Origin of the sequence: Bacillus sp. CBEL-1 (assembly GCF_004348885.1) — a bacterium.
Classification (GTDB): domain Bacteria; phylum Bacillota; class Bacilli; order Bacillales; family Bacillaceae_H; genus Priestia; species Priestia aryabhattai_A.
Genome location: NZ_SBIM01000011.1, coordinates 182,135 through 195,623, shown reverse-complemented (window position 1 = coordinate 195,623; position 13,489 = coordinate 182,135). Strand labels below are relative to the sequence as shown.

Genomic DNA, 13,489 nt, shown 5'->3' with positions numbered 1-13,489 from the left:
TTTTTATTACGCTTCTTTTTTATCTTTAATTTCTTCTGTTAGCTGATCTAAGCTGTGACGAACGTTTCCTTTTCCAGAAAAGTTTTCAATCAATTCTTTAACATCTAACCCAGATGAAGCTTTTAACGATTCTTGTAAAGTAGACATTAGGTTGGTAGCATAGCCAGTTACTTTATTGGCACCGCCATTTTCACCTGAGCTACCTGTATCAACGACTGTAATCTTATCAATATTAGATAAAGGTGCAGCAACTTGCTTCGCATATTCTGGTAGCATTTTGATAATCATATCCAATATAGCTGCTTGACCGAACTGTTCAAACGCTTCTGCGACTTTTTGTTTTGCTTCCGCTTCTGCAAGTCCTTTTAAACGAATAATTTCTGCTTCAGATTCACCCTGAGCACGCTCAGCATCCGCTTTTGCAAGACCATCAATACGAACGCGTTCAGCTTCTGCTTTAGCCATTGTTTCAACACGATACTTATTTGCATCCGCTTCTGCAAGTTGCTTCGCTTTTTCAGCAGCAGCAGCCTGCTCAACTGCGTAGCGATCCGCATCTGCTTTCTTTTTAACTTCAGAATCATATTGGCGTTCACGACGAAGAATTTCTTTTTCTTCTAACTCAATTTGTTTTTGACGCTCAATGATACGAATTTGCATTTCATGTTCTGTTACTTCCTGTTTTGCACGAGCTGTTTCTAAATCATATGCTTGGTCAGCACGAGCTTTTGCAATATCTTGTTCACGGCGGTATTCAGCCGTTTTTAATTGGTTTGCTTTTTCAGCTTCCGCAATTTCAGTATTTCGCTCTAGTTCCGCTTTTTGAGCATCTTTGTGTGCTTCTGCGCGCTTAATTCTCGTTTCTTTTTCAGCTTCAGCAGTAGCAATGTCAGCGTCACGTTTTACTTGGGCGATACGAGGTTTACCAAGGGATTCTAAGTATCCATTTTTATCACGTACATCCTTGATTGTAAATGAGACGATAACAAGCCCCATTTTTGCTAAGTCTTGAGAGGCTACGCGCTGTACTTCTTGTGAAAATTTCTCTCGGTTTTTATAAATTTCTTCCACAGTCATTGATCCTAAAATCGAACGTAAATGTCCTTCAAGAACTTCACGCGCTTCCGTTTCACGATCTTCTTTTGCTTTACCTAAGAACTGTTCAGCTGCAGTAGCAATTTCTGATATAGAACCGCCTATTTTAATAATAGATACACCATCGGCCATCACGGGTACACCTTGTTCTGTATATACTTCAGGTGTTGATACTTCTAATTTGCTTGATAATAAACTCAATGGTTCAGCTTGTTGAAATACGGGTAATACAAATGTACCTCCGCCTCGAACAATTTTGATTCTATTTCCAGATTCATCAACGTGAACATTCTTTGATCCTAAATAGCTACCTGTGACAATCAGTGCTTCATCAGGACCTGCAGTACGATATTTGGTAATAAATACTCCAATCAATACGATTAATAAAAAGACAACGATTCCAGCAATAATAAAAATGGACATAAATATCCTCCTCTTGATTATGAATTTGGTAGTGTGTAGTTGGTCGATTCGTAAGTAACAACAACCGCATTTCCATTTTTGATTTCAACAATCAATACTTTGGTACCTGACAAAATTTCTTGATTTTTTAAGCTAATAGCTGGTTTTGAAATAGTACCACTTACGTCTTTAACAACAACTTCACCGTATCCGTCAATAGGAATAGGAATGATGAGTTCGCCAATTCGGCCTTGAAGAGATGACTCTGTAAAAGCAATTGATTCTTCAGCAGATGATAAAGGAATAAGAACAAAAATATTAAGTAGTGTTACGAGTAATAGGGCAATAATTCCAGAGACAATCAGGTTTAAAATACTAGAAAATAGCTGTAATTGTTCTAAGATATAGCCGCTTGCACTGAAGATTGTAAAAAAGGAAAAAATGAGCGTAGGATTTAATCCAGGAATACCCTCAAATAATGCATCTAGTACGTCACCGAATAAAATGTATAAAAAGGTAAGGGTACCAAAACCAATTAGCGTGTAAAGGTAAATTGTCTGAATAGGTACCGAGAACAGTTCCAATTTGAAAACCTCCCTTCATTTAATTCTTATAAAAGGTAATACGCTCAAAAAATGGAAAAGTTTCATTTTTTATAAAAATAATAATTTTTTTTCAACTTTAAGGTTGAGATGATGCAGTAGATAAGCAATTGGTTCATTCATCCATTCGAATGTTCGTATATTTAAAAAGGCGGTTAAATACAATAGATAGGGTGTTGGTTAGCAAGAGAAAGATAGAAGAAAAATATAAGAGTGCAGGTGTGTATTAAATGATAGATACATAGAGAAAGTTAGTTTAAGCTTTATAAAGACAAATTCTTATTTAAGTAGTAAAATCAATATGGTATAATCCAGTTTAGGAGAAAACTAGTCAAAAAATTTTGTGCAATAGCTCGCTCATATGTAATATTATCCAAATCTAAATAACAGTAACATTTACTGCGATTTTGGTTAACATAAACCTGAGGAGGGTCTACATGTTATATTTGACCTTGTTTATTTGTTTTATTTCGTCTATTTTAGTCACTCCGCTTGTTAAAAAATTAGCATTTAAAATAGGTGCAACAGATAAGCCAAATCAACGAAAAGTTCACCAGAAAATTATGCCTCGTCTTGGAGGATTAGCAATATTTATTAGTTTTTTAATCGGTTATTTCCTTTTACAACCAACTAGCCCTTACGCTTTAGCAATTATCATCGGAAGTTTTATCATCATTATCACAGGTGTGTTGGATGATATGATGGAACTTTCAGCAAAAATTAAGCTAGGCGGTCAATTGCTTGCAGCATTAATCGTGGTGGTATATGGCGGTGTACAAGTTCAGTATATCAACCTTCCTTTTAACGGCAGTCTTGAGTTTGGCGTTTTGAGTATTCCTCTTACTATCATTTGGATTGTAGGGATTACCAATGCCATCAACTTAATTGACGGATTAGATGGTCTTGCAGCTGGAGTTTCTTCAATTGTATTAATTACAATTTCAGGAATGGCCATTATGATGAACGACGTGTTCGTAACGAGTATGGGCTTTATCCTGTTAGGCAGTACGCTTGGGTTCTTGTTTTATAATTTTCATCCTGCCAAAATCTTTATGGGAGATACAGGGGCACTGTTCTTAGGGTACATGATTTCGGTTTTATCTCTGTTAGGATTTAAAAATGTTACGTTAATTTCATTAATCGTACCGGTTATTATTCTCGGTGTACCGATTTCAGACACGTTCTTTGCAATTATTCGCCGTATCGTTAAAAATCAGCCGCTTTCGGCTCCTGACAAGTCGCACCTGCATCACTGCCTGTTGCGCTTAGGGTACAGCCATCGCCAAACAGTTTTAATTATTTACGGTATGAGTGCAATCTTTGGCTTAGCAGCGGTTATCTTTTCTCAGGTACAAACCATGTGGGGATCATTCCTCGTTCTCGCCATTTTAATTTTTGCAATTGAAATTATTGTGGAGAAAATTGGTCTGGTAGATAAAACATATCGACCACTACTCAATATGTTTCAAGCTCTGCGATATAAATAAAAAAAGCCTGTCGGCTCGGCCGACAGGCTTTTTTCTATTCTTTGCTTTCTTCGTCTAGACCTAAATGTTCGTGTAGCGTATCGCTTACTTCTTGAACAGCCATATCATCCAAGTCATAATAATAAACCCCATTAATCGTATCATCTGTCCCAGCAAGGTTTAATGTTTCAATCTCAATATTTTTTGAAGCGTAATCGTAGAACGAAAGCATCTCGCCAAACATTAAGTTTGTTTTCATGTTATCACCAACAGCTTCGATTAAGTTACCATATTTTGTCATAGACCCAATTGACGATGCTTCCTTAGCGATAGCTTGCATAAGCTGCTGCTGTCGCTTGCCTCGTTCAATGTCACTATCTTGTTTTCTTGTTCGAGCAATGGCTAGTGCTTCTTCACCGTTTAAGTGCTGTTTACCAGCTTTTAGTACGACCCCTTCATGATGGTCACTAGAGTCTTTTTCTTTTAAGTCGTAAGGTACATCAAATTCGATGCCTCCTAAAGAATCAACAATTTCAGTAAAAGCCTGAAAATTAAGCTTTACATAGTAGTCTACGGGAACATCGAATAGCTCTTCAACTGTTTCGACCGTTGCTTTCGGTCCACCATATGCATGAGCATGCGTAATCTTATCTTTTTTGCTGACTTCTGGAATATATACACGAGAGTCGCGAGGAATACTCACAAGCTTCACCGTTTTTTCTTTTTCGTTTAGCGTCGCTAAAATTAGTGCATCTGTACGAGCAGATTTCCCGAAATTTCGCGATTCGCTGTCATCAACCCCCATAAATAAAATGGAGATGTTGTCTTTCTTAGGGTCGATTTTTCGATCGCGCATCGGTGAAGAGTCACGATCTCCTAAGCTTTGAAATGAATCAGATGCAACGCTTTTTGCTTTAGCGAACAAATAAGAGCCGTACGCCGTAGCGGATAATCCAATGATTAAGATTGGCAAAAGAAAAAAAGAAAGCAATCTTCTTTTTCGCTTTTTTCGATTTACTCGTTTTTCAAAACGCCTATGCTGAGCCATATACGTTCTCCTTTAGTTTAGTAAGTTTTTACATAATTTTATTGTTTGTTGTTAGAATTCAATTTAAACAGTATGGTTTCAATATTACCTTATATTTTAGTAAGGAAAAGAACGACGCACTGTGACTCAGTGCGCTGTCTTTCATTTTACAATGTTTTTAATTCACAGTAAATAATTCATTATATCTCTTCTTCTAAATAGGTCACTTCGCCTGCTGAAATGTCTGCTTGGCCATTTGTAAGTTCCGTCATCCATGCTGTAAATGCATCTTTTTGACTCTCTTCGACAAATGTATCTACAATCACGTTATCTGCATAATGAATTTCTTTTAAGGCATAAGGTGAATTGCGTAATTCATTTTCTAGCTTGCCAAGCCACGTATAATCGACTTTTGTATGCATGATTTGCATAAGTGTACATTTTACGATGCCAATGTTTGTAAGGCCTTCAGATACTGAGTTGCTATATGCGCGAACGAGTCCTCCAGCCCCAAGCTTAATCCCGCCAAAATAACGCGTTACTACCACAACAGTATCTTTTAGCTCTTTTCGCTTCAGTACTTCAAGCATTGGTACACCGGCAGTACCACTAGGCTCACCGTCATCATTAGCTTTTTGAAACTGATCTCGCTCTCCGATTAAATAGGCAGAACAGTTGTGGTTTGCGCTCCAATGTTCTTTTTTTATCCCTTGAATAAAGTCTTGTGCTTCTTTTTCCGTTGTAGCACGCTTTGCATGGCAGATAAAGCGCGATTTTTGAATCACAATTTCATGTGCACCAGACTGTTTTACAGTATAATATTGAGGTAACAAGGTAGTAAAATGCCTCCTGTTTATATGATTTTATGTGTTTATTAAAGAAAAGTGGGTAATAGGTAATTAAAATTAAGAATAAAAGCAATTTTTTCTTATCTCACTTATTATAAAGCTTCAAAACTGATACATCAATTTGGAGCCTTGAATTGTTACAGTGTTGTAAAGTATTTATCAATGATAATGGACAAACTAACTAAACCAAAAGTTTTAAAAAAATAATCACATAAATGTTACGAATGACATGTAATTGTTAAACGAAACAGGATGTTTGTCCCTGTTAATGGTGAGATAGAAATGGTAGTCTTTTGGAGTAGAGTGTATATCATGCATGAAAAAAGTAGTGAGCAAAGATGTACACCAAAAGAACTTATTCTATTCTAATATAAGAAAAACAAGAAGGTATCTCATATGTTTTTCTATAGCCATGCTGTTTCTATAGATGCTGTCTTAATCATGTAAACTGGAGTCTATCCAGATTTCCTCGCAGTTCAAGTAAGTCGTACGAGAAAGCGTAATAACGTATTGGCATTTCTTCGAATGTGAGTGTAAGCTTGAGGTGAACAAATGTCAAAACATAAATTAACAAGTAAAATGTTAGATGAAATATTAGACAAAATCATTGGCACAGTTGGAAATAGTAAAGATGAAGTATATCGCTTATCTGAAAGTGCACGACAGGAATATGAAGAGATAAAAGAAGAACTAGAAGGTTTAAAAGCCAAAGTTTTGCATGTTATTGAACAAGGAGATCGCTTAGAGGCTCAGGCACGTTTAGCACGAAAGCGCTTAGCTGAGGTAAGTAAGCATTTTCAAATTTATTCTGAGCCAGAGGTGAAAGATGCCTACGAAAAGGCTCATGAACTGCAAACAAAGCTTTTGATGAATCAGCAGTCAGAACATCAGCTTAGAAGTAGGCGAGATGAACTTGAACGTCGATTGATGTCGTTGGAAGAAACCATTAAGCGTGCAGATCATCTGGTAGGGCAGATTTCAGTAGTGTTAAACTATTTAACCAGCGATTTGAAGCAAGTTGGAGAAATTGTTGAAGATGCTATTCAAAAAGAGTATTTTGGCTTTCGGATTATTGAAGCACAAGAGGAAGAGCGTAAAAGATTATCCCGTGAAATTCATGATGGTCCAGCACAAATGCTAGCTAACGTGATGATGAGGTCGGAATTAATTGAGCGTATTTACCGAGAGCGCAGTGCTCAGGAAGCTATGGATGAAATTCGAGATTTACGAAAAATGGTGCGTTCAGCACTTTATGAAGTGCGAAGAATTATTTACGACTTAAGACCAATGGCATTGGATGATCTCGGGTTAATTCCAACGCTTAGAAAATATTTAGATACGATTGAAGACTATAATGACGGTAAACCACGCATTACTTTCATTTCGATTGGACAAGAAAAACGTACTGCGTCAAAGCTGGAAGTAGCACTGTTTCGACTTGTACAAGAAGCTGTTACAAATGCGTTAAAGCATGCGGATGCCTCGGAAGTTCAAGTGAAAATTGAGTTTAATAACGAACAAGCAATTTTACTTGTAAAAGATGATGGATGTGGCTTTGATCAAAATCAAAAAAAAGAAAATTCCTTTGGTTTAATTGGAATGAAGGAAAGAGTAGATTTGTTGGGTGGAAGCATTGCTGTCCATTCAAAATTAAATCAAGGTACACTTGTTATGATTAAAGTACCGATTCTAAATAAATAATAAAAATAACAATAACATCAAATTAATATAGTAAATAACTATTCACTGTTAGATTTGGGGAGGAACCGAACATGCAAACAAGAATTGTCATCATTGATGACCATCAATTATTCCGCGAAGGAGTAAAACGTATTTTAGATTTTGAAAAAGATTTTGAAGTAGTAGCAGAAGGTGACGATGGTAACGAAGCGATTGGTCTTGTTGAAGAACATCAACCTGACGTTGTTATCATGGATATCAATATGCCAGCTGTAAATGGTGTTGAGGCAACAAAGCAGCTAGTAGAGATGAATCCAGATACGAAAGTTATCATTTTATCTATTCATGATGATGAAACATATGTGACTCATGCACTTCAAACAGGAGCAAGAGGCTACCTATTAAAAGAAATGGATGCAGATGCATTAATTGAAGCTGTTAAAGTGGTAGCAGAAGGTGGATCTTACCTACACCCGAAGGTAACGCATAGCCTAGTAAAAGAATATCGTCGACTGGCAGCTCAAGGTCAATCATCTTCATATCCACATGAGCCAATTGAAATCCGTCGTCCACTTCACTTATTAACTCGCCGTGAATGTGAAGTACTCCAGCTTTTAGCTGATGGAAAGAGCAACCGTGGAATTGGTGAAGCTCTATATATTAGTGAAAAAACAGTTAAAAATCATGTAAGTAATATCTTACAAAAGATGAACGTAAACGACCGTACGCAAGCCGTTGTTGTAGCAATTAAAAACGGTTGGGTAGAAGTACGATAAAAAAAAGCTCCGCATACATTTGTATGCGGAGCTTTTTTAGGTGAAAAGACATATGAAAAGCAAAAAAAAGTAGCCGATACATAACGTAGAGAACATATGTCGTAAAGCGACTTAATGGAGCGTGAATCTATGAAAATTCAGCAGTCATCCCATTCGTTGCATCACGCGATTGCGCCTTCGGCAACTACAGTTGCAACAGAAGATACGCTGCAAGGAATAGTTAAGGAAGTAATGAATGAAAAAGAAGTGCTTATGCAGGTAAAGGGACGTGAAGTACCCGTTTGGCTAGACCAGCCAGTACATGAAAATGATCATATTAAAATAAAAGTAACGCATATAAAAGAAGGTTATATAGAAGGACAAGTTTTATCGAAAACACCAACAGAGGTTTTTGAAGAACCGATTACAAGGCCAAATATGGCAGCTCCTTCAGAACAAGTACAAAAAGCTGCTCAAAGACTTAGAAATGCTGGATATCGAATAACAGAATCTTCGATAATAGCACTTGAACGTTTTTTTACTATAATAAATCGCTCCGCTTCACAAACAGATGAAACGATTTCTGCTCTTGTGAATAAAGAGTTAGAAGTGACGGTAACGCATCTTACTGCAATTGATGAAGCTCTTCATGGTGATGGATTAAAGGAGCTTTTTAAAGAAGCGGTTACCAATCGACCGAATTTGTCATTAGAGCTACAGATTAAGGTTGAAGAAGCTTTAGAAAGTGTAAAAGGAGCGACTCAATCGTCTTTTACCCAAGAGGAAATCAGCGTACTGCTTCAACGTCTAAAAACAAGTGATAACGTAGAGAGTATTCTTCAGCAATTAAAAAAGGTAGAAGAAATACCTAAGAATATCGTAGAGCAATTACAGCGTATTTTCCGAACGAGTCAAGAAGTCACAGCGAGCATTCTTAAAGAATTGAATCGAGACGACCTGCTGAAAAACATGCCCCTAACAAAACAAGAAATGCAGACTTTGCTTCTTGAATTAAAGAGTAGCGGTGTATCGCAAGAAGTTCAGCGAAAGCTACTAGAAGGCTTAAAGCTACAAGAACTTGTTCTTCAGCGCACCAGTGATTTGGTAACAGCGTTACAAACAAAACAAGCAGATATAAAAAACGTTCAAGAAGTACTTCATTTGGCGGTGCGTAAGTTTAGTCGTGAGCCGAATATAAAAGTTGCTCTTGAGCATCTTTCCAATCAAGTGTTACCAGTTTTAAAATCTCATCCGGAACACGCTAAAAAAGTAAGTGAAGCTCTTGTTGAGGCAAGTAAATTAGCAGATCAGCATAAAGAAATGGCTGCTAGAAAGCAAATAAATGAAGTTATATTGGCCACTAGCGAGAGTTCTGAGCAATCATCAGCAAAAGACCTACCTTTTCATGCTGCTACAAAAGATGTAGTTGTAACGGTTGTGACAGAAAAACTTGCGCATATCACAAAAGAATTTCAAAACATACAGCAGCAAGTAAATCGTCAGCTTCTCAATGTGTCGGATTTGCTTCAAGAATCAGCACCTTCAGCAAGAATGAAAGCTTCACAACTGTTAGAAGCAACCGTTAAGCAGCTAGATAAAGCGATTTTACAAAGTGATTTCATGTTATATGCTGATATGAAGTCTGAAAAAGAAATGTTGAAGGCTAGTCAGCTTCTTCAAGAAGCCAAACGTCTATTAGCACAAGGGGATCGCTCTCAAGCTCACGGCTTAGTTATGCAAATTAAAGAGATGATTAAAGGAATGGACTATAAGCCTTCTCACCAAAAGATGCTGCATTTTGTTCAAGACGATTTGTTTTCAAAAGCTGCTTTACCAGGAATTAGCATCGTTGATGAGTCAGAAATAGGAGCTAGAGATATCTATGAAACGGTAAAGAGGTTGGGGTTTCAGCGTGAAAAAGAGGCATTACATGTATTACAAGGACAACAGCAAGCATCCACAGCTGATGTTAAAAGTAGTCTGTTAAAAGGAGAATATGTGGGCGTGTCGGCTCAAACAACTGATTCAGCCCTTCAGCATATTACAGGACAGCAGCTCTTAAATAAGCAGGATTCCTCACCAGCGCAGCAGCTTTATATGCAGATACCTTTTACGTTAAAAGGTGAAATAGGAACCATGAAAGTATTTGTTCAGTCAAATAAGCAGCATGAAAAAATTGACTGGGAAAATACAAGCTTATACTTTCTATTTGAGACGAAGCAACTCGGTGAAATTGGCGTGATGTTAAAAGCAGCAGATCGTAGTTTGTCCATTTCATTTGAAACGAACAGTGACGTTTTTGTATCAAACGCTGATACGATTGTGGATGAATTAAAGGATAAAATTACAGCAATTGGTTACGCAATTACAGGGGTCTCCTATTCAGAGTTACGAAAAGGAAGCGAAGGAGAAGTGAAAGCACCAATTAAGAAACAAATCCCGCTGCTTTCAATGAAAGGATTTGATTATTCAATATGAACTATCAGTATATTAATACAGGGAATAGAAGGCAAAAGAGAGGACCTTCTGCAACAGTTATTCGCTATGAGCAAGGGGAAGGAGCACCAAAAGTCGTTGCGCAAGGTTCAGGTTTGACGGCAAATCGAATTCTTAGTCTTGCAAAGCAACATGATATTCCTCTGCAAGAAGACGAAACGCTTCTGACAAATTTGATGGATATTGAGCTAGGAGATCAAATCCCCCCACAGCTATACGGAGTTATTGCTGAAATTCTTTTATTTGTAAAAAAAGTCGAGGACATGAATGAAAATGGCTACTAGACGTGCCGATAAGTAAAAAAAGGACTACACAAGGGAGATATGATGAATTGGACTTTTTAACGGAAGAGCTTCTTTATCAAAAAACATCGCAGCAGCTCACGTCCATGCTGTATGAAAAAGCGATTTTAAATATCGAAGAAAGCATTGAACATATTCATAACAAAGATTTCTATACAGCGAATGAAAATTTAAAAAATACAAGTGATATTCTTCATCGCCTAGGCGTCGGTTTAAAGTATGAAGCAGGCGTTATCGCGGAGCAGCTGGATACGATTTATAACTACGTAGCAGAACGAGTGGTAGAAGGAAACATGAAGAAAGATATTACGATTTTACAAGACGCTCATCACGTTTTAAAGGAAATTTCAGTTGCTTGGAACAAGGCAATGAGTGAAGAGGTAGTCCAAAAGCGACCAAGCATTCGTAGAAAATTATCGTCTTATGAGAGCCAAATTAGTACAACGACATTATAAAGAGGAGCTTATTAAATGAGAATCAATCATAATATTCAAGCGTTAAATGCTTATAAAAACTTATCCACGAATCAAATGAATACGTCGAAAAGCTTAGAGAAACTATCATCTGGACTTCGTATTAACCGCGCAGCAGACGATGCAGCAGGATTAGCTATCTCAGAGAAAATGCGCTCTCAAATTCGCGCTTTAGATATGGCAGAGCGTAATGCGTTAGACGGAATTTCACTCATTCAAACAGCAGAAGGTGGCATGCAGGAAGTGCACAGTATGCTTCAGCGCATGCGCGAACTAGCCGTTCAATCTTCAAACGGCACATATCAAGATGCTGAAGACCGTGCGTATTTAGATGCTGAAGTGCAGCAGTTAAAGCAGGAAATCGACCGTATCGCACAAACAACACAATTTAACGGTACAAATTTATTAGATGGGAAAACAACGAATATTCAATTTCAAATTTCACCAGAGGCTCCGAGCTTAGCTCTAAAGTTAGCTAAAATTGGTGACGTTACGACGGCAACTTTAGGTCTTACGACAACTTCTATTACAACCGCAACAAATGCAACAATTGCTATTACTCAGCTTGATAAAGCGATTGCTGCCGTGTCAAAAGATCGCTCAACGCTTGGTGCTGCACAAAACCGCCTTGAGCATGCGATGAGCAATATCAGTACAATGAGTGAAAACTTAACGGCTTCTGAATCGCGCATTCGTGACGTGGATATGGCACAGGAGATGACGGAGTTTACGAAAAACAATATTTTAAACCAAGCTGCGCAAGCGATGCTTGCACAGGCTAACCAGCTTCCACAAGGAATTTTACAGTTGTTAAAATAATGGATTATGAAAAAGAGAGAAAAGCACGGTGCTTTTCTCTTTTTCCTGTATAATACAAGTAAAAATGAAAGAGGAATAGAAATGGATGTTCAGCGAATTAACGGACTGACAAATCAACTAAACGTTTCTAAAGCGAAAGAGGTTCAAGAATCAATTACGTTCACGGACGTTATGGCTAAAAAGCAGCGTGACCTCACCCATGAGCGTTTATCACAACTGGTGACAAAAATCGATGAACAAGGTCGTCACTTAGCCAAGAATCAGACGGTTGATGTGCTTCGAAAGTACAAAGCCCTGGTGAAAGAGTTTATGGATGATGCAGTTAAAAATGGCTTTGAACTGCATGGAGAGAGGGGCTTTAACAGAAGAGGAACGACAAAGGTATATAAGCTTGTAAAAGAAGTCGATCGTAAGCTTGTTGATTTAACAAACGACGTGCTAAATAAATCAACGAATGAGCTTCAGCTTTTAGCAAGAGTAGGTGAAATCCAAGGTTTATTGGTCAACATCTATACGTGAAAAGAGGGAAGGTTAAAAGGGCTTTCTTTGTTTTTGTAAACATGCATTTTAAATTGAAATGTTGTAAAATAGAGTGAACTTATTTTTAAATAATAAAAAAGGATGGACCCTTTCAAATGAAAACGGCAATTATTACTGATAGTACAGCGTATATATCAGAAGAAGTGCGCGCTCAACATGACATACATATGGTACCGCTTAGCGTTATTTTTGGTAGTGAAACTTATCGTGAAGAAATAGACGTAACGGCGGAAGAATATTTTCATAAAATTAAAGATGCCAAAACATTGCCAACAACCTCTCAGCCTCCAATTGGTGAGTTTGTTGAACTGTATGAGCAGCTACAGCGTGATGGTTATGAGTCAGCGGTCGTTGTAACGCTCTCAAGTGGGATTAGCGGAACCTATCAAGGGGCACTTTCAGCAAGCGAAATGGTTTCAGGTTTTGATGTACAAGTATATGATTCTGAAATTAGCTGCATGGTACAAGGCTTTTATGTTCTTGAAGGAGCTAAAATGGCGGAAGCTGGTCGTACGCCAGCAGAGATTGTGAATCGTTTTGATGAAATGAAAAAGTCTATACGTGCTTATTTTATGGCAGACGATCTTTCACATTTGCAGCGTGGAGGTCGCTTAAATGCAGCTCAAGCAATTATTGGAAGCTTGTTGCAAGTTAAGCCACTGCTTCACTTTGTTGATAAAAAAATTGTCCCTTATGAAAAAATCCGTACAAGAAAGCGCGCGTTAAAACGTATCGTAGAGTTACTGGATGAGGATGCACGTGAGCTTGCGCCAATGAAAGGCGTAGTGATTCATGCCAATCGCCCTTCAGAAGCAGCAGAATTTAAAGCAGAGCTGCAAGAAACGTACCCTCACATTGAGTGGACCCTGTCATACTTTGGACCAGTTATTGGTACTCATCTAGGAGAAGGTGCCATCGGTGTTGGTTGGTATAAAGAATAAAACCAAACTAACTTTTTGTTAGTTTGGTTTTTTTATTGCAGGA

Annotated in this window: 13 protein-coding genes; 9 read left to right on the top strand and 4 right to left on the bottom strand. The window is 37.7% G+C overall.

Annotation, left to right across the window (positions count from 1 at the left end; all coding sequences use genetic code 11):
- Nucleotides 1-6 precede the first annotated feature (6 nt).
- Nucleotides 7-1,518 carry a flotillin lipid rafts scaffold protein FloT gene (locus EPL02_RS09155; protein ID WP_247600549.1) on the bottom strand — a complete coding sequence of 504 codons (1,512 nt, stop codon included), beginning with the start codon at nt 1,516-1,518 and terminating at the stop codon, nt 7-9.
- A 17-nt stretch (nt 1,519-1,535) separates the two neighbouring features.
- Entirely contained in the window at nt 1,536-2,081 is a 546-nt protein-coding gene (locus tag EPL02_RS09150) for an NfeD family membrane protein (RefSeq protein ID WP_131887518.1), read from the bottom strand.
- A gap of 455 nt (nt 2,082-2,536) precedes the next feature.
- Here EPL02_RS09150 and EPL02_RS09145 point away from each other — a divergent pair, with 455 nt between their 5' ends.
- Nucleotides 2,537-3,586, top strand: coding sequence for a glycosyltransferase family 4 protein (locus EPL02_RS09145; protein ID WP_094911062.1), 1,050 nt, complete (start codon nt 2,537-2,539; stop codon nt 3,584-3,586).
- 34 nt (nt 3,587-3,620) lie between these two features.
- On the opposite strand, the gene EPL02_RS09140 is transcribed toward EPL02_RS09145, so the two are convergent.
- Complete coding sequence (locus EPL02_RS09140; protein ID WP_094911063.1) at nt 3,621-4,613, bottom strand: LCP family protein; 993 nt, start codon at nt 4,611-4,613, stop codon at nt 3,621-3,623.
- Nucleotides 4,614-4,792: 179 nt separating this feature from the next.
- Nucleotides 4,793-5,425, bottom strand: coding sequence for a YigZ family protein (locus EPL02_RS09135; protein ID WP_131887517.1), 633 nt, complete (start codon nt 5,423-5,425; stop codon nt 4,793-4,795).
- 567 nt (nt 5,426-5,992) lie between these two features.
- On the opposite strand from EPL02_RS09135, the gene EPL02_RS09130 reads away from it, so the two are divergent.
- From EPL02_RS09130 to EPL02_RS09095, 8 genes are all read left to right on the top strand, one after another.
- Nucleotides 5,993-7,141 carry a sensor histidine kinase gene (locus EPL02_RS09130; RefSeq protein ID WP_094911065.1) on the top strand — a complete coding sequence of 383 codons (1,149 nt, stop codon included), beginning with the start codon at nt 5,993-5,995 and terminating at the stop codon, nt 7,139-7,141.
- Between the two features lie 71 nt (nt 7,142-7,212).
- Nucleotides 7,213-7,896 carry a response regulator gene (locus tag EPL02_RS09125; RefSeq protein ID WP_025908789.1) on the top strand — a complete coding sequence of 228 codons (684 nt, stop codon included), beginning with the start codon at nt 7,213-7,215 and terminating at the stop codon, nt 7,894-7,896.
- Between the two features lie 129 nt (nt 7,897-8,025).
- The gene (locus EPL02_RS09120) at nt 8,026-10,353 is read left to right on the top strand and encodes a hypothetical protein (RefSeq protein WP_131887516.1); all 2,328 of its coding nucleotides are present in this window, start codon (nt 8,026-8,028) and stop codon (nt 10,351-10,353) included.
- Nucleotides 10,350-10,655 (top strand): EscU/YscU/HrcU family type III secretion system export apparatus switch protein, encoded by a 306-nt coding sequence (locus EPL02_RS09115; protein WP_131887515.1) that lies wholly within the window; start codon nt 10,350-10,352, stop codon nt 10,653-10,655. Before EPL02_RS09120 ends, EPL02_RS09115 begins: the two co-directional genes overlap by 4 nt.
- Before the next feature lie 47 nt (nt 10,656-10,702).
- Nucleotides 10,703-11,128 (top strand): flagellar export chaperone FliS, encoded by a 426-nt coding sequence (locus tag EPL02_RS09110; RefSeq protein ID WP_286175379.1) that lies wholly within the window; start codon nt 10,703-10,705, stop codon nt 11,126-11,128.
- Nucleotides 11,129-11,143: 15 nt separating this feature from the next.
- Nucleotides 11,144-11,965, top strand: a complete 822-nt coding sequence (locus tag EPL02_RS09105; protein ID WP_131887514.1) for a flagellin N-terminal helical domain-containing protein — start codon at nt 11,144-11,146, stop codon at nt 11,963-11,965.
- 81 nt (nt 11,966-12,046) lie between these two features.
- Nucleotides 12,047-12,484, top strand: a complete 438-nt coding sequence (locus tag EPL02_RS09100; RefSeq protein ID WP_131887513.1) for a YaaR family protein — start codon at nt 12,047-12,049, stop codon at nt 12,482-12,484.
- 116 nt (nt 12,485-12,600) lie between these two features.
- Nucleotides 12,601-13,446, top strand: coding sequence for a DegV family protein (locus tag EPL02_RS09095; RefSeq protein WP_131887512.1), 846 nt, complete (start codon nt 12,601-12,603; stop codon nt 13,444-13,446).
- Nucleotides 13,447-13,489 lie beyond the last annotated feature (43 nt).

Coding starts and splice junctions, on each gene's coding strand:
- EPL02_RS09100 (WP_131887513.1), top strand. CDS start 12,047: ATGGATGTTCAGCGAATTAACGGACTGACAAATCAACTAAACGTTTCT.
- EPL02_RS09115 (WP_131887515.1), top strand. CDS start 10,350: ATGAACTATCAGTATATTAATACAGGGAATAGAAGGCAAAAGAGAGGA.
- EPL02_RS09140 (WP_094911063.1), bottom strand. CDS start 4,613: ATGGCTCAGCATAGGCGTTTTGAAAAACGAGTAAATCGAAAAAAGCGA.
- EPL02_RS09105 (WP_131887514.1), top strand. CDS start 11,144: ATGAGAATCAATCATAATATTCAAGCGTTAAATGCTTATAAAAACTTA.
- EPL02_RS09155 (WP_247600549.1), bottom strand. CDS start 1,518: ATGTCCATTTTTATTATTGCTGGAATCGTTGTCTTTTTATTAATCGTA.
- EPL02_RS09120 (WP_131887516.1), top strand. CDS start 8,026: ATGAAAATTCAGCAGTCATCCCATTCGTTGCATCACGCGATTGCGCCT.
- EPL02_RS09145 (WP_094911062.1), top strand. CDS start 2,537: ATGTTATATTTGACCTTGTTTATTTGTTTTATTTCGTCTATTTTAGTC.
- EPL02_RS09125 (WP_025908789.1), top strand. CDS start 7,213: ATGCAAACAAGAATTGTCATCATTGATGACCATCAATTATTCCGCGAA.
- EPL02_RS09130 (WP_094911065.1), top strand. CDS start 5,993: ATGTCAAAACATAAATTAACAAGTAAAATGTTAGATGAAATATTAGAC.
- EPL02_RS09095 (WP_131887512.1), top strand. CDS start 12,601: ATGAAAACGGCAATTATTACTGATAGTACAGCGTATATATCAGAAGAA.